General features: G+C 65.9%; 19 protein-coding genes and 1 tRNA gene. 9 read left to right on the forward strand and 11 right to left on the reverse strand.

Annotated features, from left to right (window positions below):
* Positions 1 to 114: 114 nt before the first annotated feature.
* Positions 115 to 318 (reverse strand): hypothetical protein, encoded by a 204-nt coding sequence (locus VFQ05_03990; protein ID HET9325911.1) that lies wholly within the window; start codon positions 316 to 318, stop codon positions 115 to 117.
* Positions 319 to 562: 244 nt separating this feature from the next.
* On the opposite strand from VFQ05_03990, the gene VFQ05_03995 reads away from it, so the two are divergent.
* Together VFQ05_03995 and VFQ05_04000 are read left to right on the forward strand one after the other, a co-directional pair.
* The gene (locus VFQ05_03995) at positions 563 to 691 is read left to right on the forward strand and encodes a hypothetical protein (GenBank protein ID HET9325912.1); all 129 of its coding nucleotides are present in this window, start codon (positions 563 to 565) and stop codon (positions 689 to 691) included.
* Between the two features lie 197 nt (positions 692 to 888).
* The gene (locus tag VFQ05_04000; GenBank protein HET9325913.1) at positions 889 to 1,353 is read left to right on the forward strand and encodes a DinB family protein; all 465 of its coding nucleotides are present in this window, start codon (positions 889 to 891) and stop codon (positions 1,351 to 1,353) included.
* 299 nt (positions 1,354 to 1,652) lie between these two features.
* Here the strand turns inward: VFQ05_04000 and VFQ05_04005 are convergent, their stop codons facing one another.
* The gene (locus tag VFQ05_04005) at positions 1,653 to 2,213 is read right to left on the reverse strand and encodes a hypothetical protein (protein ID HET9325914.1); all 561 of its coding nucleotides are present in this window, start codon (positions 2,211 to 2,213) and stop codon (positions 1,653 to 1,655) included.
* Positions 2,214 to 2,932: 719 nt separating this feature from the next.
* Here VFQ05_04005 and VFQ05_04010 point away from each other — a divergent pair.
* Positions 2,933 to 3,349, forward strand: coding sequence for a hypothetical protein (locus tag VFQ05_04010; GenBank protein HET9325915.1), 417 nt, complete (start codon positions 2,933 to 2,935; stop codon positions 3,347 to 3,349).
* 763 nt (positions 3,350 to 4,112) lie between these two features.
* Here the strand turns inward: VFQ05_04010 and VFQ05_04015 are convergent.
* The 8 genes from VFQ05_04015 to VFQ05_04050 all read right to left on the reverse strand — a co-directional run bounded on the left by VFQ05_04015 (position 4,113) and on the right by VFQ05_04050 (position 12,684).
* Positions 4,113 to 4,188 (reverse strand) — tRNA-Lys (locus tag VFQ05_04015).
* Positions 4,189 to 4,336: 148 nt separating this feature from the next.
* Positions 4,337 to 6,679, reverse strand: coding sequence for a PQQ-dependent sugar dehydrogenase (locus VFQ05_04020; GenBank protein ID HET9325916.1), 2,343 nt, complete (start codon positions 6,677 to 6,679; stop codon positions 4,337 to 4,339).
* A gap of 107 nt (positions 6,680 to 6,786) precedes the next feature.
* Complete coding sequence (locus tag VFQ05_04025; GenBank protein HET9325917.1) at positions 6,787 to 7,686, reverse strand: DNRLRE domain-containing protein; 900 nt, start codon at positions 7,684 to 7,686, stop codon at positions 6,787 to 6,789.
* Positions 7,687 to 7,970: 284 nt separating this feature from the next.
* The gene (locus tag VFQ05_04030; GenBank protein HET9325918.1) at positions 7,971 to 9,161 is read right to left on the reverse strand and encodes a hypothetical protein; all 1,191 of its coding nucleotides are present in this window, start codon (positions 9,159 to 9,161) and stop codon (positions 7,971 to 7,973) included.
* 36 nt (positions 9,162 to 9,197) lie between these two features.
* Complete coding sequence (locus tag VFQ05_04035) at positions 9,198 to 10,280, reverse strand: FlgD immunoglobulin-like domain containing protein (protein ID HET9325919.1); 1,083 nt, start codon at positions 10,278 to 10,280, stop codon at positions 9,198 to 9,200.
* Between the two features lie 366 nt (positions 10,281 to 10,646).
* Positions 10,647 to 11,210 carry an isoprenylcysteine carboxylmethyltransferase family protein gene (locus VFQ05_04040; protein HET9325920.1) on the reverse strand — a complete coding sequence of 188 codons (564 nt, stop codon included), beginning with the start codon at positions 11,208 to 11,210 and terminating at the stop codon, positions 10,647 to 10,649.
* Positions 11,207 to 12,292, reverse strand: a complete 1,086-nt coding sequence (locus VFQ05_04045) for a 3-oxoacyl-[acyl-carrier-protein] synthase III C-terminal domain-containing protein (GenBank protein ID HET9325921.1) — start codon at positions 12,290 to 12,292, stop codon at positions 11,207 to 11,209. The genes VFQ05_04040 and VFQ05_04045 overlap by 4 nt, the downstream gene beginning before the upstream one ends.
* Positions 12,289 to 12,684: a cupredoxin domain-containing protein gene (locus tag VFQ05_04050; protein HET9325922.1), complete on the reverse strand. Its 396-nt coding sequence runs from the start codon at positions 12,682 to 12,684 to the stop codon at positions 12,289 to 12,291. Before VFQ05_04050 ends, VFQ05_04045 begins: the two co-directional genes overlap by 4 nt.
* A 347-nt stretch (positions 12,685 to 13,031) precedes the next feature.
* Between VFQ05_04050 and VFQ05_04055 the strand changes: the two genes are divergently transcribed.
* The 6 genes from VFQ05_04055 (at position 13,032) to VFQ05_04080 (ending at position 19,521) form a co-directional block, all read left to right on the forward strand.
* Positions 13,032 to 14,363: a hypothetical protein gene (locus VFQ05_04055; GenBank protein HET9325923.1), complete on the forward strand. Its 1,332-nt coding sequence runs from the start codon at positions 13,032 to 13,034 to the stop codon at positions 14,361 to 14,363.
* Positions 14,364 to 14,427: 64 nt separating this feature from the next.
* Entirely contained in the window at positions 14,428 to 14,808 is a 381-nt protein-coding gene (locus tag VFQ05_04060) for a VanZ family protein (GenBank protein ID HET9325924.1), read from the forward strand.
* Positions 14,805 to 16,118 (forward strand): histidine--tRNA ligase, encoded by a 1,314-nt coding sequence (hisS, locus tag VFQ05_04065; protein ID HET9325925.1) that lies wholly within the window; start codon positions 14,805 to 14,807, stop codon positions 16,116 to 16,118. The genes VFQ05_04060 and hisS overlap by 4 nt, the downstream gene beginning before the upstream one ends.
* Before the next feature lie 168 nt (positions 16,119 to 16,286).
* Positions 16,287 to 18,125: an aspartate--tRNA ligase gene (aspS, locus tag VFQ05_04070; GenBank protein ID HET9325926.1), complete on the forward strand. Its 1,839-nt coding sequence runs from the start codon at positions 16,287 to 16,289 to the stop codon at positions 18,123 to 18,125.
* Between the two features lie 8 nt (positions 18,126 to 18,133).
* Positions 18,134 to 19,222, forward strand: a complete 1,089-nt coding sequence (locus VFQ05_04075) for a hypothetical protein (protein HET9325927.1) — start codon at positions 18,134 to 18,136, stop codon at positions 19,220 to 19,222.
* A 77-nt stretch (positions 19,223 to 19,299) separates the two neighbouring features.
* Positions 19,300 to 19,521, forward strand: a complete 222-nt coding sequence (locus VFQ05_04080; GenBank protein HET9325928.1) for a hypothetical protein — start codon at positions 19,300 to 19,302, stop codon at positions 19,519 to 19,521.
* 15 nt (positions 19,522 to 19,536) lie between these two features.
* On the opposite strand, the gene VFQ05_04085 is transcribed toward VFQ05_04080, so the two are convergent.
* Complete coding sequence (locus VFQ05_04085) at positions 19,537 to 20,646, reverse strand: potassium channel family protein (protein HET9325929.1); 1,110 nt, start codon at positions 20,644 to 20,646, stop codon at positions 19,537 to 19,539.
* Positions 20,647 to 20,894: the final 248 nt, after the last annotated feature.

Consider the following 20,894-nt stretch of genomic DNA (forward strand, 5'->3'; position numbering starts at 1 on the left):
TGTGACAAAACTCGGGCTCAGAACGCGCGGGCATTCGCGGGCACAGGAGGGTGCGCGAAACGGGACCCGTCGTCCCGTTTCGCGTGGGTGCTGGCTAGGCCGGGCGAGCGATCGCTAGTCGTCTCCACCGTCTTGCTTTGCTGCGCGTGTCGCGCGCTCCTTCTCGGCCTTGCGAAGTTTTTCGTGGAAGCCCTCTTCGAAGGCCTTCACCACCTTGTTGATCTCGGGCTGATCGCTCACTTCGGGCCCGAGCATGACGGCGGGTGAAGCGCGGTGAATGCACGCGCTTCGCCCAACTTTCGTGCGACCCGAAATCACGCTTGATTCGGTTCCCTCCCGGTTCGCGTGGCTACGGTTGGGCTACAGTCCTCTCAGACGGAAGAGGATTTCGTCGAAGACTCAACGGGCTTACCCTCCCAAACAACCCTAGCCCGGTTGGGGTCCCCGCCTCATGAGGGTGATGCATGAACGATGTACGGAATGAAACACACCCAGAGCACCACATACTGCTCAAGCTCGAGCGTGGAGACGCCAGCATCACGGCAGCGGACCCGATGATGCGGTGGGGGCCGCGCGCGAGTTCAAGATCCGCCCGATCGGCTTCGAACGGGGGAGTCTCAAGAAGGGCGAGGTCTACTCGGCTGACCTCAGGGCGGTCATCGAGAATCTGTCACTGCCTGAGGCGGAGTGATCTGACTCACATCAAGCCGGATCAAACAGCGGCGGGGCCGGATACATGCGACTGTCACGCAGCACAACAGAGATCGTTCACCTGAGAGTCCACCAGAGGTGAGGCCACCGAGACCGATGATGACGCCCGAGCTCACCCGCCCTCGTTGGATCGACCGGACGTTTCAGTTCGTCCATCCACCGTGGATGCTCCTGGACATGATCGAGCGCCTGCGCGGCGTCGTGCCGCGGCTTGGTCCGCTGCTCGCCGAGCTCGATGAGGTCACCGCGCACCGCCGCAACGAGAACACTTGGTCGATCGCTCAGAACGTCGGCCATCTGTCGGACACCGAGGAGCTGTGGCAGGAGCGGATCGAAGACCTGCGCCAGGGTCGTGCGACGTACACACCCGCCGATGCGGCGCGCTTCCAGACACTCGCCGAGCGCCATCAGACACGCCCCTTGGCGGCGACGCTCGCCGAGCTGTCCGAGCGGCGGGCGCGGCTGGTCGCGGCACTCCTTGAGGCGCCCGAGGGCTTGCAGCGCGCGAGCTCGTTCCACGAGCGGCTCAAGACGCCGATGCGACTTGTGGATTGCGCGCAGTTCGTCGCCGAGCACGACGACCATCACCTGCTGCGCATCCGAGCTCTGCGAAAGCTTTTCGGCGCTGATGCCGCCGGCTGATCGCCCGGCGCAATTCCCGCCCATTCGGACGGGGAACGTCGCCAAGTTGGTGCGCCGCGAAGGAATCGAACCTTCAACCTACTGATTAGAGACAACAATTGCTGCCAGCACGAAGCGATTGTCGCGCAAGAAATTGCGAGGACTGCCGAAGAATTGCGCAGGATGCGCGCGGGCAGTAGGAGGCATCGAGGGGCACCCGAAGGGACACAAAACGGGACCAGTGGTCCCACCACTCAAATGCGCGCCTCCCACCCGGCGAGGGTGGGAGGCGCTGAGTCCTCGACGAGTTCGAGCAGTCTTCAGCGAAGGTGGTAGGCCAAACCCAAGCTAATCGTGACCTCGTTCCGCGTTGATACGTCGTCGTTGCCGGTGAGCCCCTTGAACTGTGTCAGGTAATCACGGGCCTCGAGACGCATCGCGACTCGCGACATTTGAAACTCGCTGCCCAGTGCGCCGTAACCGGCCGGGTAGCTCTTCGAACCCCCCTCGTCCGTGGGATCGTAGGTCCGAACACCGCCCCCCAGTCCAATGAAGGGCCGGATGCTCCATCCGTTGTCGAGCGGCATGTCTTTGAACAGCTCGCCGCCTACGTCAGCCTGATAGATGTGCATGTGGCCGCCGGACGCGACGTTCTGGTTGAGATCGGGACCGGCGAATCCGAACGTCCCAACGATGTGAAAGCGATCCGCCAGTTCGAAGGCAAGCTGGCCGCCTGCCAGGAAGGCGTCCTGGAGAAGATCGCGCTGATCGCCGGTCGGGACGAGGACTCCCGCGAATGGTCGGATCTCCGGCTTGGACTGCGCCCGCGCCTCGATCGGCAGCAACAGCAGCAGGGCGAATGCAATCAGTAACCTGCGCATAAAAATCGACCTCCCTTCACTCCCGCTCGAGTGGGAGGCGGACCTCCGACGGTCTCGGCGTGCCGCGCCCGCCCTCAGGAGCAGCGCATCGTATGCGCAACTCTTGTGCCCGCCGGGCTTGAACCACCCTCGCCCGCACAAACGCTACTCCGACAGCAGATTCATCACCGCCCTACCGGCAGCAGTGGCGCGAGTGGAACCTGCCGGGAATGGCACCAAGTCAGGTCTGCTTGTCAGGCCCGACGACGAGGCGTCTCCCCAGATGCGCCCGGGGACGGCGCGGCCCGGGAGGTCGTGAGCCGCACCTTGGCCTCAAGGGATCGTTCAAACCGATCTCAGAGAAGACGGGACCAAGCAGTGGATGCTTGTGGCTAAGTTGGTGCGCCGCGAAGGAATCGAACCTTCAACCTACTGATTAAGAGTCGGATGGAGGGGTCAGGGCGAACCGGGACGAATCGGGGTGAAGCGTGACGAGCCAAGCGCTTCGCCCCGATTTCGTCTGGGTCGAAAACACGGCTCGTCCCGGTTCGTCCCGGTTCGCGCGGCTACAGTTGGGCTACACCCGCTGAGGGGGACCGCCGATTGAATTGGGGAGATCCGGGGCCAGCGTGAAATGTGATGCTGGGAGGGTGCGACTCCACCGGGCTTCCTGTCTGCCGGTCGAGTAGGGACGGGAGCTCATCTCTCAACCATGAGGTCACCGGTTACCGAGGACCAAGATGGGCGAGTTTGTGAGAAGGACATGGCTTCCTGCGGTGCTCTTCGCCGCGCCAGCCTTCTGGTATGAGCGTGCGAATGGTCCCCTGGCACCCTTTCCATATGGTGCCGTTACCCTCTACGTGCTGGCGGTTGTACCGGTCGTCTGGTGGCTTTTGGCTGCGGCTCGCGAGCCGATGAGTGCCGCCCGTGCAGCGGGCGCCGGTGCAGCTTGCGGCGGAGTCCTGATCCTGATTCCTGCCGTGGTCATCGCGATTTCTGCGGTAGTGAATCCCGGCGACGGTACCGGAGAGTTGGCAAGTGTCTTCGGGTTCGTTGTTCTTGCTGGCGAGGCGGCAATCCTGGTGCTGCTTGGCGTAGCGATTGGACTCGTTACGGTGTTCCTAAACAGGGAGAGTCAAGGACCACGCCCCTCGTGAAGCCGGACGCCGATCCGAGTCGAGCCGACAGTGGAGCTCCCCAGCCCGGCACGTGCGTGGTGCGGACTCACGATGTTGCCGGCAGGCTTCGAGCCTGGAGCGTGGGTTCGTTCAAGCCGAAAAGTTGTGGTCTTGGACTGAATCAGTCAGTCCTTAAGTTATTCTTGCTCGTCTCCGTTGCCCTCATTGGTTGTAAGAAGGAGGCATCTCAGACAGCGCCAATTGACCTCGCGGCAATTGAGAGCATCACTTGGTCATCTCCCGATCCGGACCGCGATAATAGAGTTAACTGGTTGCAGGCTGATGTCCTGCTTCGGCTCCCTGCGGGCGCGCAGTGTGCCGATCTAGGCACTGTTCTCGAGCAGTCTGAACAAGGCCAGTACCTCGTTACTGGCTCACGAATCGACCGGGTGGCCCACCCCGGTGAGGTCAACAGCGCAATGCTTCCTGGATGTACCGCAGATGCAAATGGCCGCTGTCTGGTGCAATTGGGGTTCAGTGCGGATTCAATTGCCTCTCATGCAACAAGTGGCACGTGGACTGCCCGCCTCAAACTCGTTTGGCGTTTGCCGAAAGACGGCGGAAGTTACGCCTTCGGGAATCTAGACAGCTTGGTGCAGGTACCCCCGCAGAGAGTGGAACTCTACCGGGTAGGGCCCTAAGGCTCCCTAGTTCGATTGCTGTGATGCGCCACCGCGCCCAGCGCTTTCGTTGATCGACTGCCGACAGGATCAGCAGTTGGGCTACAGCCCGTCAGCTAAGTTGGTGCGCCGCGAAGGAATCGAACCTTCAACCTACTGATTAAGAGTCAGTTGCTCTGCCAATTGAGCTAGCGGCGCTCCAGGGAAGGCGGGCTAATCTACGGGGCATCGCCGGGCGTGGTCAAGGCTCTCCCGCCTTCTGCCGGAGCTGTTCCACGAGGTGTGAGCATCACGGAACGAGAGGGGAGGGCGCCGGAGCGCCCTCCCGTGTCATGTGGCGTCAACTTCAGTTCACGCGGATGAGCCGCTTGTTCCATTCCTTTCCGTCCGCGCGGAGTCGGACGAAGTAGAGGCCGGCTTCGGCCTGCTGCCCGTTGTTCCGACGGCCACTCCACACGACTTCCGTGGACCCCGCCTCGTAGACGCCCTGTGCGAGATCCGCGACCTGGCGACCCTGGAGATCGAAGACCGAAATCTCCACCTTCCCGCGGCGAGCAAGCGAGAAGCCGACCGTCACCGGACCGCCGGTTGGGTTCGGGTGCGGCGAGCGAAGGCCCGTCACTCCTCGGCCTCCGCCGACGCCCACCGGTCCGGACGAGATCGAGAACCTCTCGCTCACGGCGACGACTCCGGTGACTTCTCCGCCCGCCTGTCCGCTTTCGATCTCCACCACCGCGACCAGCGCGTTGTCGGAGGGCTCGCTGGGAACGTTCCACTGGATCGTCCCGGTGTTGGCCGCCTCCGAGACCTGAAGGCTCCACGAGGCTCCGCCATCCGCGGAGTACATCATGGCCACCGACGGCGCCGAAGTCGTGACTTCGTAACCGATGAGGAAAGCCTCTCCCGGCGCGACGATCTGGTTCGCGGTCGGCTGGGTGACGTGGCCGCCCTTGATGCGAACCGTATCGTTCCCTTCGAATCCCACGCTGGCGCCGAGCAGGCCGGTCACTTTGACGGCCACCGCTTCGCCGATCGGGAGCGCCAGCTCGAGCGCGCTGCGTGAGAAGTACACCTTGAGGTCCGGGATGCCGTCTTCGTCCTCGTCGCCGATGACGATCGGCGCCGACCCCGACAGATCCACGGGGATGGAGTTGTTGATCCGGATGCTGGCCACGTCGATGTCGGCCGCTGCGTAGGGTGGCTGCGGCTCGAGAAACGCCTGGACGCGCCTGGGTGAGCCTTGGCCGCCGATGACGATGGTCTCGGGCTTGAGCGAGAATTCGATCGGGATCACGGGAGACAGTTTGTAGACGATGCCTCCCGTGCCGTTGGCCGGAGTGTTCGTGACCATGGCGTAGAGCTCGCCGTGGCCGTCCTCGCCGAAGCCGTGGACCGTGAGCTGGTTGGGCAGCTTGTCATTGGCCAGGAGCGGAAGGCGGAACTCCGCCATCTCGCCGCTCGCCAGGTCGGCGTAGAACAGACGGCCGTCGATGCGCGGCGGGGCATTCCGGATCGCCAGGTCGCCGAAGACATACTTGCCGTAGAGCTCGGGGATCGCGGTGCCCCGGTAGACGAAGCCGCCGGTGATCGAGATGCCGTCGCTGTGGTCGTATTCGAGCGTCCCGGCCGGACCGGAAAGCGGGTCGATGAGACCTGCCGGGACGCCGGGGCTACGCGCGCCGATGGTTCCGTTGGCGCGATTGAAGAGGAAATCGCCTTCCTTGACCGCCCAGCCGTAGTTGCCGCCCAGCGCGATGCGATTGATCTCCTCGACGTTGTTCTGTCCGACGTCGGCGAGGATCAGCTCCCCGTTGAGGCGATCGAAGGCGAATCGGTAGGGATTGCGCAGCCCGGTCGCGTAGGTCTCCGGAACCTCTCCCGGTCCCTGGAATGGATTCGTGGCGGGGATGCGGTACTGCCCGTTGGCGCTCACCGCATCCGCGCTGCCCATGGTGAGCGACGGATGCGTGGGATCGAAGCGGAGCATCTTGCCGAGAGGCGTGGTGAGGTTCTGCGCGTTGCCGCCCGGCTCGATGTGGCTCGCGCCGACGTCGTTGGCGTTGCCGCCGTCTCCGAGCGCAAGGTACATGTAGCCATCGGGACCGAAAGCGACCGTTCCGCCGTTGTGATTCCCGGCGTTCTTGCCGAACGAGATGATCTCCCGGCGGGTCGTTGGATCGATGACGTTGGGGTCCGTCGCGCTCATCTTGTACTCGTTGACCACGGTCTTGTAGTTCTGGGTGGCGTTGTTCGGCGCGACATAGGTGGGTGAGGTTCCGGGCGGGATCGGCTCGCCGCTGAACGTGTAGAGCGTCCGGTACCCGACGTGGTTCGGGTCGTTGAAGCCCGGGCTGAACGCCAGCCCGAGGAGTCCGCGCTCGTCATTCGCGTTGCCGGGATTGAGCGGCGGCGACACGCGGCTCTGAACGTCGAGAGCGGGCGTGGCCCGGAGCGCTCCGTTCTCGATTACGAGGATCAGCCCCCTCTGTTCCACCACGAACAGGCGGTTCAGGTCGCCGGGCGGGTTGATCCCGTAATCGGGAGCGCTGAGTCCGGTCACCAGCGGATGCAGGTGAAGGGCGACGGTGCCTCGAGGAATGTCGGGCAGCGGTCCCACCTGTTGCGCTCCGACCGGGCCGGCGAAGAGCAGGGAAGCGAGCATCAGTAGAGGTGCCTGGGACGACTTCATGGACGAAACCTCCTTCGCGAGTTGTTGCGCTGCGAGGTCGGCGGGGTTTCAACCGCCGGGGGACATCCTGATCAACCCCAGGCCCGGGTCGGGAACGGGCCGGTGAATCAATGAACCAGTGGGATCCTTCGGTGCAGCTGGTCCTGGCCGACGACGAGGCGCGCCAGGTAGAGACCTGACGGCGCCCGTTCGCCCGAGTCCGTACGTCCATCCCACACCAGGCCGTGCGAGCCGGCGGACTGGGTGGCGCCCGCGACCAGACGTCGCACGACGTGACCCATGACGTCGTGAATCGCCAGCGACACCTTGGCCGGGCGCGCCAGCGTGTAGCCGAGATGGACCGGCCCGGATGCGGGTGAGGGCCAAGGGGGCGCGAACTCCACGCCGGCGACCGAGTGGGATCCAACGCCCGTGCTGGGGGGCGTGTAATCCACCGTGAGCGCGGGCGGCTGGGATCCTTCTCTCGAATCGAACTTCTTGACGGCCTGCAGCGTGGCCTCGTTGCCGAACACCAACCAGCCGAAGTTCGATGTCGGCGTGTTCACCCAGCTCTGCACGTCGGCGACAAGCCCAGGGCCCGTCCATTCGTACGCGGCCAGGTCGGTCACCGTCTGGGAGGCGCTGGGCTGGGCCACGAAGTCACCCCCGGCACTCGACCACGCGTCGGTGGCGAAGAATCGATAGGTCCACGTGGCGTCGCCGGTCCCCGCGGGGGCTCCGGTTCCGGCGCCGAATGCGGTTCCTTCGCCCCAATCGGCGTTCAATCGATGCAGGGTGACCGTCGCCGAGATGGAGTTGACCGATTGACTCATCTGCAGCGTCAGAGTCACCGAGTTGATCGTGGAGTTCACCGGTATGGACGACAGATTGAAGGCCATGACGCCACGACGCATGGAGCCCCCACCGAGCGTTCCAACGCGGCCGACGTAGATGCCGTCGCCGGCGCCGTTGCTGTTGCCGTTCGGCGTTTCGATGAGGGTGTTGTCCTTCGAGGGCAGCAGAGTCACCGTGACCGCTTCGCAAATCGGAGCAAAGGACAGCGATCCGGCGAGAAGGAAAAGCGCGGCTAAAGGCAGGGACCGAACGGGGGATTCCATGCTCGCCTCCTGGTAGCGAGACGCTCGAAGGCGTTCGGAATGGACGATCACCTGAGATGAGCGGAATTCTATTCCCCGACCCGCCACTCGGCTATCGGAAAATCTGAGACACTGCAAGGAAGTGCAGGTCCTCGGAGACGCAAAAGAGAACGGGAGGGCGATGGGCCGCCCTCCCGTCTCGTGTTCCGCCCCGACTACGGGCAGTTGGTCGTATTTCCCACGCACTGCTTGACCTTGGTGGAGGCCGTCGCCGTGCACGGGGTCTGGTTGCCATTCGGGCAGCTCGCGGTCACCCCGATGGTGTGACACGCGCCATCGAGGGCGCGGAAGGCGAACGTGGTCGAGCCGGTGCCGCTGACTCGCGCCACGCGCGCGTCATCCGCGCCGCCACCAGCCAGGAACGTCGCCAGCGACTGGCCATCCACCGTCCAGGTGAAGCTGCAGGTCTGGCCGCTCACCGACGCGGTGTAGACCAGGACCCCGTTGCAACCGGGATTGGCGGGAGGGGTGATCGTCGCGGTGGTCGGCGTCACACCGACCGAAGCGGTCGCGGTGCGGGTACAGCCGTTCTTGTCCGTGACGGTCAAGGTGTAGGTGGTCGTCGGACTCTTGGTCGGATTGACGGTGAAGTTGAGGCATGCGGTGCCGGACGCATCGCCAAAGGTGCTCTGCGTCGCCGAGCTGCCGTCGTCACCGACCAGCGTCATCTGGTAGGGACCGCGATCCATCGGACCCACCACACAGGCCCGCAGCGTGGCGCTGTTGCCACAGCTCACGTTGCAGTTCGCGGTGCACTGGAGCGTGGCGCCGTAGCCGATCACGCACACCTGCTGATGGCGGCACTGGCCTCCGGGAGGACTCTGGTCCGCCACGGTGCACGTCGCCGCGCCGTTGCTGGTGTTCCACGAGACCGTGGTGCACTCGCCCGGTGAGCACTTGCCGCGGACCACGCCCGCACTGCCGAAGCACGTGATGCCGGCATTGCACGGATAGTTGGGAATGGTGCCATACATGATGGTGTCCTTGTAACGCGCGCCGCCGCTCTTCCCGGGCGCCGTGCTGACACCATTGATGTCACGGAGCACCACATCGACCGGCTGGGTGAGCACCACGCCGTCGGGGATGAGGTGGAGCGAGATGCAGTACCGGCCGGTGCTGGTGTTGTTCCGGACGGTGAACTGGACGGTCGCGTTGAAGGTGCTGCCGGGGGTGCAGGAGCAGGGCTCGTTGATCACGATGCCCGATCCGACGATCTCGACGTCTTCGGCCGTGCAGGGCAACGTGCTGAGGTCGTTGGCGAACGCGTTCCCCGGGATCTGGCCGAGCAGCATGGCCAGCGCCACGAGCGTGTGGAACGCGAGCGAGGTCTTTCTTCCGAGAGGCATGGGTGCTGTTCTCCAATGAGGGGCGGGCGGGCCGCGCTAGTTGGGCAGGTAGATGATTCGCGAGACCCGGCTCGATGCGCCGATCGAGGCCCGCAGGAAATAGACGCCTTGCTTGACACGCTTGCCGTCATCGCCGCGTCCGTCCCAGCGCACCTCGTACTGGCCGGCCGCTTGAGGACCGCGAGCGAGCAGGCGCACGCGCCGCCCCACGACATCGAATACGCCGATGTCCACCGGGCTACGGCCCGCGGGGATCGCGTACGCGAAGCGCATGGCGTTGCTGAAAGGGTTGGGTGTGGGGCGCTCGAGCGCGATCGAGCCGTCGCCCGGTTGCGGATTGCCTTCCAATGGCGATGACGAGGCGATCGCCGCATCCGCGGAAGCCGAAGCCTCCGGAAGCGTGCGGATCTCGAAACGGTCGAACTGCGTGTGTCCGGAGCCGCGGCCCCAGACCCACTTGAGGTCGCGGATCCGCCCGTCGCGATTCGCCACCAGGATGTCGTCGAACACCCGCTCCCGTGCGACCCAGACGTCCATGCGGTCGTCCCCCACCACTTCCACCTGGCCGTTGGGCGCGTCGTAGCTCATCGCCCGGCCGGAGTTGTTGATCACCCAGGAAACGGCCTGGGTGCCCCGGAAGGTGGCGCTGCCCCGGCCGCCCACCAGGTCGCGAACCTGGAAGGCATCGGCTTCGCTGGCCGTGAGACCCAGCGCCGCATACGTCCGGGCATCCGGCTCGTCGGCGTTGGAGTTGGAGAAGTCCCAGCCCATGCGGAAGACCTGTGAGGTGATCCGCTCGGCGCCGATGTCGGATACCGAAACGTTGAAGGTGCAGAGCACCGCGCTGGGCGCCGGGCTGATGTCGGCTGCGCGCGAGAACGTCGCGCGATCGCCGTCCGCGAGCCGCACCGAGATGCCGTGCGTCTCGGTGGCGATCCGGCTCTTGGCGCTGCTGACCGCGAACGCATCCCAGCGCGCCGCGGCCTCGATGGCCGCTCCTTCGCCGGTCGCGTCCTCGACCAGAGCCAGCGCGCCTGCGGGCGTCCTCGCCTGGGTCGCGAACAGCGCGATCAGCAGGAGCAAGGCTCGCGGCCGGCCTGGAAATGAAAGGTTGATCATGTGCCCTCCAGAGGCCATGGGTCATGGTGGTCCCCTGCGGGCGAACGGCGATCGTTCGCTCGTGCGGACCAAAGTCAGCAATCAGTTGTCAGCGGGAGTGGTCTGGGCGGCTCGGGGAGCTTGGCCGCCGCGCGGCGCATGGGAAGTACGCCGCGGCGGCCTTTGCGGGCATATCGACTCGGGTGCGTGCTCGTGTACCGGGAATGCCAGGGATGCCCGGAAGCGGGGCGAGCAGGTCACGGCTGCGCGCGTGACCAAGGAACCCGGTTCAAGGCATGCGGCGAGGGGAGTGAAATTCTCGCGCGAGTCGCGGAAGCAGTGCAAGAAGAATTGTTGTCTCGATCGACGATTTTCGTTCGATGCAGCTCAACGCGTCGCCGTCGTCACCGGGACTCGGTGCACATCGAGCGGTTCCGGACCTAGTGCCCGTTCCTCGGCGCGAATGCGAATGGTCAGCGCGATCGCGTTCAACGCCGAGATCAGCAGTGCCGTGCGCCAGGCGCCGAAGAGCATCGGTCCCGCCATGAGCTCGATCACGACCGCCACGTAGTTGGGGTGACGAAGCCACCGGTACGGCCCGGTCCTGACCAAGGGGGCTCCAGGGACCACCAGGATCCGCACGTTCCAGTGCTCGCCCAGCTCGCGAATGGCCGAAAACCGTAGTGCCTGCGCGGCCAGCCACAGCCCGAGCCACAGCGGCCACCATGGTCCTGGCTCTGTTCCCCAGCCCCCCACCTCGGCGGCGAGCAGGAGGGGGTAGAGGACGTGCACCACGACCAGCAGCGGGAAGTGCCAGCGGCCATGCTCGCGGGCCCCCCGGCGCTTCAAGCGACGGGAGTTCCGAGCCGAGATCGAGAGCTCGACCATCCGCTGGAAGACGATGACGGTCAGGAACAGGCCCAGCGCCCATGCCATGGGGGGCAGACTCACGCCGCCCTCCCGACCAGCACGTACTCGGCGGAGAACCCGGGGCCGAGCGCGGTGACCACCGCATGGTCTCCCTTCGCGATCTCGCGGGCTCGCTGGAAACGGTCGAGCACGAACAGGCAGGTGGGAGCCGACATGTTGCCGTACTCGCGGAGGACGTCGCGGGCGTGATCCAGAGCCTCGACCGGCAATCCGAGCGCGTTCGCGTAGGCGGCGAGCACCTTGACCCCCCCGGGGTGGGCCACCAGATGGTCAAGGTGGCTCTTATCCAGGCCGACGCTGTCGAGGAAAGCATCGAGACTCGGCTTCACTTTCTCGTGGACGATGGTCGGGATGTCCCGCGAGAACACGACATGGAGCCCGTCGCCGTCGATGTCCCAGCCCATCACGTCGAGCGTGTCCTTCCACAGCGTGCTGCGCGAGCCCTGCAGCTCGAGCGGAGGATTCTCTCCGTGGCGCGGGACCACGCTCTCCACGCCGCTCACCACCGCGGCCGCCGCGCCGTCGGCGAAGAGCGAGACCGCGACCAGGTTCTTCTTGGAGAGGTCGTTGCGCTGGAAGGTGAGGCTGCACAGCTCGAGCGCGATGAGCAGCACCCGCGACCGCGGATCCGCGAGCGCGAAGTCGCGAGCCCTCGAAAGACCGACCGCTCCGCCGGCGCACCCCAGTCCCCAGATCGGTGTGCGGCGGACGTCATCGCGCAGCTCGAGCACGTTGGCGAGCCGGGCATCGATGCTGGGTGCGGCAAGACCGGTCGAGGATACGAACACCAGGTGGTCGACGCTGTCCGGAGGAAGCCTCGCCTCGGCGAGCGCCTTGCGCGCGACGTCCGCGCCCAGGCTCAGCGCATGCTCCATGTAGAGCGCGTTCTTTTCGGCGAAATCGTGATCCTTCCCGAGCCATTCGAGGGGCACACAGAGGTGCCGCTTCTCGATCTCGGCATGCTCGAAAACCAGGGCCAGGCGTGGGTCCGTGGCGATGACGTCCGAGAAGAGATGGCGTGCGAAACGCTCCGCATCCTTCTGCCACAGGATGTTCGGGGGTGCCGCCGTGGCGACGGAGAGCAGCCGAGGATGCGCCGTCACGGCACCACCACGAGCGTTCCGACCATGCCCTTCTTGCCATGCTCGCCGACGTGGCAGAAGAACCGATATTCACCCGGCTCCGGCGCGGTGAAGCGCGCGTGCGCCGATCCGAGCCCCCACTTGTCGACATCCACGGTCAGCCCTTCCTCGTGGATCGTGAAGTTGTGGGGCACGAAGATCGACCGGTTCTTGAACTCCAGGTCTACGGGCTTGCCGGCGTGAACCACGATGCGATTGGGCTCGAAATAGAAGCTGTGCATGTTCACTTCCACGTGCTGCACGCCATTCGCGTCGGTATTGGCCTCCACGCTGACGACCGGACGATTGAGGCCGGATGCGCAGCCGCCGAGCAGGATGAGGGCGGCCAGGGTTGCCGCTGGAGCTCGAGCCATGGTTGACCTCGCAGGTTCGGGAAATGACAGGAAACAACAGGGAGATGAGCCAGATCGATGCCAGCCCATTCCCTCCATACCCCACCAGCAAATCCGTGCGCCGGAAGAGACTGAGCCGGCCCGCTCGAGCCAGGCCCTGGCCGCGGGTGGACCCGGGAGCGGTGGAACCTTCAAGATGCGGAACATTCTTCACCGAGGCGAGGGCTCTTGACCCCTCTCGCCGCGCGTTTCTAAGCTTGTTCGCCGCTCGTCCACGTACTCATCACCGAGGCCTCCCTCTGTCCAGCGTTCACGCTCCGGCCGCCGCGACACGCCGCATTCCTCGATGGGGATGGGCTCTGGGCGCCGTGCTGGTGCTGGCCTTCTTCTACCTCGCTCGCGCTCGGTTCCTCCACGGTGATGCGGCGGTCTACGCCCATCAGATCGAGACCCGGGCTTTTGGCGAGCGCACGCTCCATCTCCTCTACTACCTCGTGGGCTGGCTGGTGGTGCAGGCGACCAAGCCATTGGGCATTTCAACGGACACATCGCTGATCGTCTTCTCCGGTCTGCTGATGACCGCCGCGCTGTGGCTCTCGTGGCATCTCTACCGATCGATCGGCGAGGACCAGCGCACGTCGGTCTGGGCGCTCTTCGTTCTGCTGTTCGCGGGTGTGGTGCTTCAGCAGGGCACCGAAGCCGAAGTCTACGCGCTGCAGCTCGTGCTGAGCGTGGCCTCCTACCTGGCCTACGTGAGAGGGCGGCCGGTCGTGGCCGGCATCTCCCTGGGCCTCGCCACGCTGACCACGCCGCTCGCGGTGCTGATCGTGGGTTTCTTCGCCGCCGAAGCGATTCGAACCCGCCAGTGGAAGCCGTTCCTGGTCATGGGAGTGGTCGGCGCTCTCACCTTCCTGCCCGTGCTCGCGCTGGTCTGGCGGGACTACTTCTATGGGACGCGAGGACTGTTGGTCGACAGCAACGTGGCACAGACCAGCGCGAAGGGCATCGACAACGCCGTGGCGATCGTGAAGAACTTCCATTTCATGCTCCCGTTCCTGGCCGTGGGCCTGGTGATCGCCTGGCGTCGCCGTCCCATGTGGATCGGCGCGCTGGCCGGCCTGCTCGTCTCTCACATCATCGCCATCCTCACCGTCACCGAGGACGGCGTCTTCCTGCTGCCGATCTATCCGATCATTGCCGTGATCATCGCGTTCGGTGTGGTCGCGGGGCTCGAGCGCAGCGGCACGCGTGCGATGACCAGACTGACGCTCGCACTCTATGCGCTCACGTCGCTGCTGGTCTGGCTGCAGCCCTACGACCAGAAGATGCGCCAGGGCATGCTCGAGGGACTGCGAAAGGTTCCGCCAGGATCCATCATCGTCACGAGCTGGAGCTACGCGATGACGCTCGACTACTACGCCGGCCCGCCGCGCGACACGCTGCTGGCCTCCCGGCAGCTCCTGTGGCCGGAGGAGCACTCGCGAGTCGCGGCGGCGCTGCGTGGGACGAGGCCGGTGTTCATGATGGAGTCGCATGCGGGGACGCGCTCGGTTCACTGGCTTTATCCACCGGCCATGCAGCGCCGGCACTACGCGCAATTCTCGCTGATGCCACGCCTCGAGCGGACATTCGGCGTGAAGGCTACGCCGTACTTCGCCACGCGCGGCGGCCCCATCTTCTATCGTCTGTCGCTCCCTTAGCGACGGGACGAAGACGCGTGCTATTCTGCCGCCGCTCCACGTCAACATCTCCAGGGAGGACGCATTGGCGCACGACGGACTCCGGCAACGTTTCGTTCGTTACTGGCTGCCGGTGCTCGCTTACGTCAGCCTGATCTTCGTGCTCAGCGCCCAGCCGGGCCTGGCGCCGCCGGTCCAGTTCGAGTACTCGGACAAGGTGGCGCACCTCCTCGAATACGGCGGACTGGGTGTTCTCCTGGCGCGCGCGCTGATCACGCTCCCGCGGCTCAACACCATGCTGCTCGCCGGCCTCGTGGCGGTGGCGATCGGCACCGGGATCGCGGCGGCCGACGAGGCCTTCCAGTCGACGGTGCCGAACCGCGACTCGAACGTCTATGACCTGATCGCCGATTCCATCGGCCTCTCGCTCGGGCAGCTCGTCTACGTGTGGTTCAGGCGGCCATGACCTCTTCCAAGCACCAGGCGCCGCGCGGCACCCGGGACCTCCTGCCTTCCGAGACCCCGCGCTGGCAGTGGGCGGAAGCCAAGGCCCGCGAGGTCCTCGACCGCTATACGTACCGCGAGATTCGAACGCCGATGTTCGAGGATTTCGAGCTGTTCGCGCGCACGTCCGGCGAAGCGAGCGAGGTCGTCCAGAAGGAGATGTATCGCTTCAACGACCTCAAAGGCCGCGACCTGGCGCTGCGGCCCGAAGCGACGGCGGGGGTATGTCGGGCCTACCTCGAGCACAATCTTGCCGCGCAGGGCCGCGTCCACCGTCTGTGGTACGGGGGGCCGATGTTCCGCTACGGGCGCCCGCAGAAGGGGCGCTACCGTCAGTTCTGGCAGATCGGCGCGGAGCTGATCGGAACGCCGGCGCCGGGCGCGGACGTGGAGATCATCGCGCTGTTCGTCGACATCTTCGAGGCCTGGGGCTTCGAGAACCTGAGCGTCGCGGTGAACAGCGTGGGCACGCCCGCGACACGCCGAGCGTATGGCGACAAGCTGCGCGAGTGGCTGGCTCCGGTGAAGGACCGGCTTTCGCAGGACTCACAGAATCGCCTCGAGGCCAACCCGCTGCGGGTGCTCGACAGCAAGGACGAGGGAGACCTCGAGATCCTGTCGGGCAAAGGTCCTGCGGGACCGATGCCGCGGATGGTGGACGTGCTGGATCCCGAGTCCCGGCAGCACTGGGACGACGTGCTGGCCGGGCTGGAACAGCTCGGCATCGAGCACGCGATCGATCACGGCCTGGTTCGTGGGCTGGATTACTACACTCGCACGGCGTTCGAGGTGCACGACCGCTCGCTCGGCGCGCAGAGCGCCCTCGGAGGCGGGGGGCGCTACGACGGTCTGATCGAGGCGCTGGGCGGGCCGCCGACACCCGGGGTGGGGTTCTCGATCGGTCTCGATCGGACGCTGCTGGCGCTCGAGGATCGCTCGGCGGCGCTGCCGCCCCCGATCTTCCTCTACGTTGCCGCGACCGACGGCACGCGGCCGTTCGTGCCCGGGTTCGTCCGCGCGCTGCGCACGGTCTACGCGGTGGATCACGATCTGGAAAGCCGCAACCTCAACGCGCAGATGAAGGCCGCCGACAAGGCGGGCGCGCGCCTCGTCCTGATCCTGGGGGACGACGAGTGGAAGAAAGGCGAGATCGTCGTCAAGGACATGAGCGACGGATCCCAGGAGACGGTGGATGCCGACGACCTGGTCGATACCATCGATCGGAAGCTCGAGCAGACGGACGGCGCCGAGACCTTCGAGGACGACGAGTAGACCGCCAGCCTCGGACGTTGCGAGCGTCAGATCGTCGATGTCGTGTACCGCCCCGGCCGAGCCTCGGAAAGAAAGGCTCCTAGAGACCGCGCCGCCCTTGGGGCGTGCTATCCTCCGGCACCTTTTCGCGCACCTCACCGGCGAAGCACCGTAGGAGAGCACGAGCGGATGAACCCAACGGACGGATCAGGAGCCTCGGGCGTCACGGCGCCGCGTGGCCTCCTGCTCGAAGGACTCGGAGACTGGCGGCGCTCCCACACCTGCGGCGAGCTGACGCGCAGCGACATCTCACGCCCCGCCATCATGATGGGATGGGTCCACCGGGTGCGCGATCACGGCGGTGTGATCTTCGTCGACCTCCGGGACCGTTACGGCATCACTCAGGTGGTGTTCAGGCCCGAGTCCGGCGGCGCGGCCCTGGTCGAGCGCGCCGCCGAGCTGGGACACGAATGGGTGATCGCGGTGCGCGGGTCGGTCGTCATGCGCCCGGCCGAGTCGCTCAACCCCGCGCTGCCGACCGGCGAGGTCGAGCTCGAGGCCCGCGAGCTCAAGGTGCTGGCCGCGGCGGCTCCCCTTCCCTTCCAGGTCAACGAAGAGATGCACGTCGCCAACGAGGATCTGCGGCTGCGATACCGCTACCTCGACCTGCGCCGGCCCGAGCTGGCTCGCAACCTGGCGGTGCGGCACACGGCGACCATGGCGGCGCGCCGTTACCTGTCGAGCCAGAGCTTCCTGGACATCGAGACCCCGCTCCTGGTGAAACCGACCCCGGAAGGCGCGCGCGACTACGTCGTCCCGTCACGGGTGCATCCCGGCAAGTTCTACGCGTTGCCGCAGTCGCCGCAGCTCTACAAGCAGGTGCTCATGGTGTCCGGATGCGACCGGTACTTCCAGATCGCGCGCTGCCTGCGCGACGAGGATCTGCGCGCCGACCGGCAGCCCGAGCACACGCAGATCGACCTCGAGATGAGCTTCGTGTCCGAGGAGGACGTGTTCGACGCGGTCGAGGGGCTCATGGTCGCGGTCTGGAAGGAATGCCTGGGCGTGGAGCTCAAGCGGCCGTTCCCCCGGCTCACCTTCCGCGAGGCCATGCTGCGCTTCGGCACCGACAAGCCCGACGTGCGCTATGGCCTGGAGTTCGTGGACACCACCCAGATCCACGCGCGCTCGCCGCGCAACGTCATTGCCGAATGGGCGAAGAAGGAGGGGGGCGTCGGCGTCGCGCTCACCGTTCCCGGCGGCGCCGAAGTCTCGGGCACCCAGCTCCGCAAGTACGAGGACGTGGTGAAGGCCGCGGGTGGAGGCGGGCTCAGCTTCTTCAAGGTCCAGCCGCAGGACCGCGAGAAACAGCAGGTCATCTTCCCGGGTGAGCTGCTCGACGAGTTCTTCGCCAAGGTGAAGGCTCAGCCGGGAGACGCCGTCGTTTTCACCAGCGGCCCATGGGAGCTGACCCTCAAGGCGCTGGGCGCTCTGCGCACGCAGCTTGGCGAGTCTCGACTCAAGGGGAAGGAGAACGAGTGGGCCTTCCTGTGGGTGAAGGACTTTCCGCTCTTCGAATGGGACCCTGACCGCAAGGGGTGGTCGCCGCGTCACCACATGTTCTCGATGCCGCGACCTCAGGATCTCGAGCACCTCGAGACCGCGCCCGACAAGGTGCTGGCGATCCTCTACGATGTGGTGTGCAATGGCACCGAGCTCGGGTCGGGCTCGATCCGGATTCATCGCACCGACATCCAGGAGCGGGTGATGAAGGTGATCGGGCTGTCGCGCGATGAGGCCTATCAGAAGTTCGGATTCCTGCTCGAGGCCTACCAGTTCGCCTCGCCGCCGCACGGCGGAATCGGCATCGGGCTCGACCGGATCATCATGCTGCTCACCCGGAGCCAGAGCCTGCGTGAAGTCATCGCTTTCCCGAAGACCGCCAGCGCCGTGAGCCTGATGGACGGATGCCCCAGCGAAGTGGAGCCGCAGACCTTGAAGGAGCTGTCCATTCGCGTGGAGTCCTAGGTGTCGCGATGAAATCCTTCCCCCGATGGGCGGCATGGCTGCTTCTGTTCATGCCCTTCGCCATGGCGGCGGCGCAGCCGGTCGCGCCGCCTGCTTCGGACTCCACGGGGGCGCCCGCTTCGCCGCCCCCGGCTCGACCCGCAACGCAAGCCACCGCATCGCGCGCCGCCACCATCCCGGCCATCGATCGCACCCGGCTGGCCGAGGCCTTCCGGCTCGCCGACAAGATCGGCGATCGATTGTGGGCGGAGTGGAGCCGCGCGCCCTTCGCCGTCCTGCTGGTCACCGGTGATCTCGAGTTCCTGGTCCGCCATCCGCGGCCGCCCTCGAGCTTCCGGTCGATCGGGCGGGACTCGTTGCTGCAATCGGAGGTGTGGACCCGGCCGAGACAATACGACCCGCACTTCCTGGCGACGTTCTTCGTCGAAGGCGTGCCGACCATCGTGATCGGCCAGGCCGAGAGCACGCAGGTGAAAACCTCGACCTCGTGGGTGACGACCCTGCTTCACGAGCACTTCCACCAGCTCCAGTACTCGCGGCCCGACTACCAGGCGAAGGTCAAAGCCCTCGATCTGGCGCGCGGGGACACGACCGGCTTGTGGATGCTGGAGTACCCCTTCCCCTACCGGGACCCCGAGACGGTTCGCCGATTCACGCACATGCGCTCCCAGCTCGATTCGGCGCTCCAGGCACCGCCCGGCCGGTTCCGGAGCGTCTGGTCGGCGTACCTCGACGTGCGGAAGCAGACGCACGCCACGCTGGGCGCCGACGATGCCAAGTACCTCGCTTTCCAGCTGTGGCAGGAGGGGATCGCGCGCTATACGGAAGTCCGTATCGCTTCGATGGCGGCGGCCGGCTACAAGCCGAGCGCGGCATTCCGGGCGCTTCCCGACTATCACTCCTTCGCCGACGAAGCGGCGCGCGCGATGAGCCGCCTCGAGCGCGAGCTGGCGATGCCGCTCGACAACGTCGGGCGAACCGCCTTCTACAGCATCGGGGCCGCGGAAGGACTCCTGCTGGATCGCACCCATCCGGGCTGGCGATCCCGCTACTTCGAGCACACGTTCGAGGTCAGTCCAGCCTTGACTGGGAAGTGATCCAGGCGCCCATCGGGCGAACACCCCATGTTGCCTCGGGCTGCGGGCCGTGATCCTCGGATCGAGGAGGCACCATGATGAAATCTGGGTTTCGCCTGCGACCGATCGCGTGGTGGATCGCGGCACTGGCGTCGACGGCTGGCTGTGCGCCGAGCCCCGAGCAGAGCACGGTCGAGAGCACGGAAGCCTCGGCACTCGGCACGATGGCCGGCCCGGCGGCGATCAGCGACACGTTGCCGCGCCGGGACACGATGCCGATTCCCTCGCCGAACGACACGGTCCCAAGACCGCCTCGCTAGCCCGAAGGCTTGCGATCACGAGGCTCGATGCGCGTCGTTGGGCGCGGTCCTGGCCCATGCCGTCTCCCCGTTGCAGCGTGTTCCGGGAGGCGGAAGCATGGACGGCAGGGGCATGCGCAGCAACCGTGACAGCGTTTCCGCGTAAGGCCGATAGAGCACGCGCAGCTCGTCGAGCTTGCGATCCGCGTCGGCGTCGTCGCTGAGGCGGACCGAGGCCTCGGCCAGCCATCGGCGCAGCTCGCGGCGCTCCGCGGGGTCCATCGGCGGGATCTCTTCCGGTCTCAGCGACAGCGTCTGGCAGATATCCACCAGCGCGTGGCGTCCGATCGCGAACGTCAGCCGAGCCTGGAACGAGTCCAGCCGGTCCACGCCGGCGATCACGAGCGAGCAGGTGTCGAGGATCGCGGAGAGGGAAGCGAGCCACGACTGGTTGTCGTGCTGGGATCGGAAGTAGCAGAGAATGGGATAGGACATGTGACTCTCGAGGATCTCCGAGGACGCGGTTTCCCAATCCTTGAGGAGCGGCAGCAGGACGCTCGGATCGCCGCCCTCGAAGCTGCGCCGCAGGATCACTGCGGCGGAGGGGGGCGAGCCGGCCCAGTGGTCGAGCACGGCGATCCGTGCTTCGCGTTTCGAGAAGGCCTGGTAGACCACCGGCACGTAGGCGATCACGACCGCGAGGAAGCCGAATCCGGTGCCGGCCTCGATCACCGTGATCATGCGCGCGGCGCTGGAGACCGGGTGAAGGTCGCCGAGTCCGAGCGTGAAGAACGTCGTGCCGCTCATGTACAGGTCGCGGGCGAATCCGGTCAGATCTCCGGCGCCCGCCAGCTTCGAGCCGACGCCCCAGTGGACCATGGCGAAGCCCAGGACGAGATTGGTGGCCCACACGATCAGCAGGAGCACGAGCGAGAGGAGCGCGTAGTAGGCGAGAAACCCTTCACGTCTCGAGCGCCCCACGAAAAGCTCGCTCACTCTCGACCACGGTAGCCACAGCCAGCGCAGGACGAATTGGGAGAAACGCAGCCTTCCGGGAGCGCGGCGGGGCAGCAGGATGGTCTCGAACGTATCCCAGAGGACCCAAACGATGAGCACCGTTCCAAGCAGTAGGACGAGCCCGCGCATCGCGCCATCTTGACAGGGCGAGCGCCGCGGGGCTAGACGTTGATGCCACTCCACGCGCCGAGACGTGAGCCGCATCCTTGCGAATCTTCCGGCGTCTTCGTCTCGCACATCGGTGTGGGTTTGGATCGGACCGTGTCCTGCCCTGCGTACGGTGGTAGGCCGCTTCGGCCAGATCCTTCTATGGAAAGGAGAAGCTTCATGAAGCGATGGATCGGCTTCCTGGCTCTCGCGTTCATGCTTGCCGCTTC

This window comes from Candidatus Eisenbacteria bacterium (assembly GCA_035712145.1).
Lineage (GTDB): Bacteria > Eisenbacteria > RBG-16-71-46 > RBG-16-71-46 > RBG-16-71-46 > DASTBI01.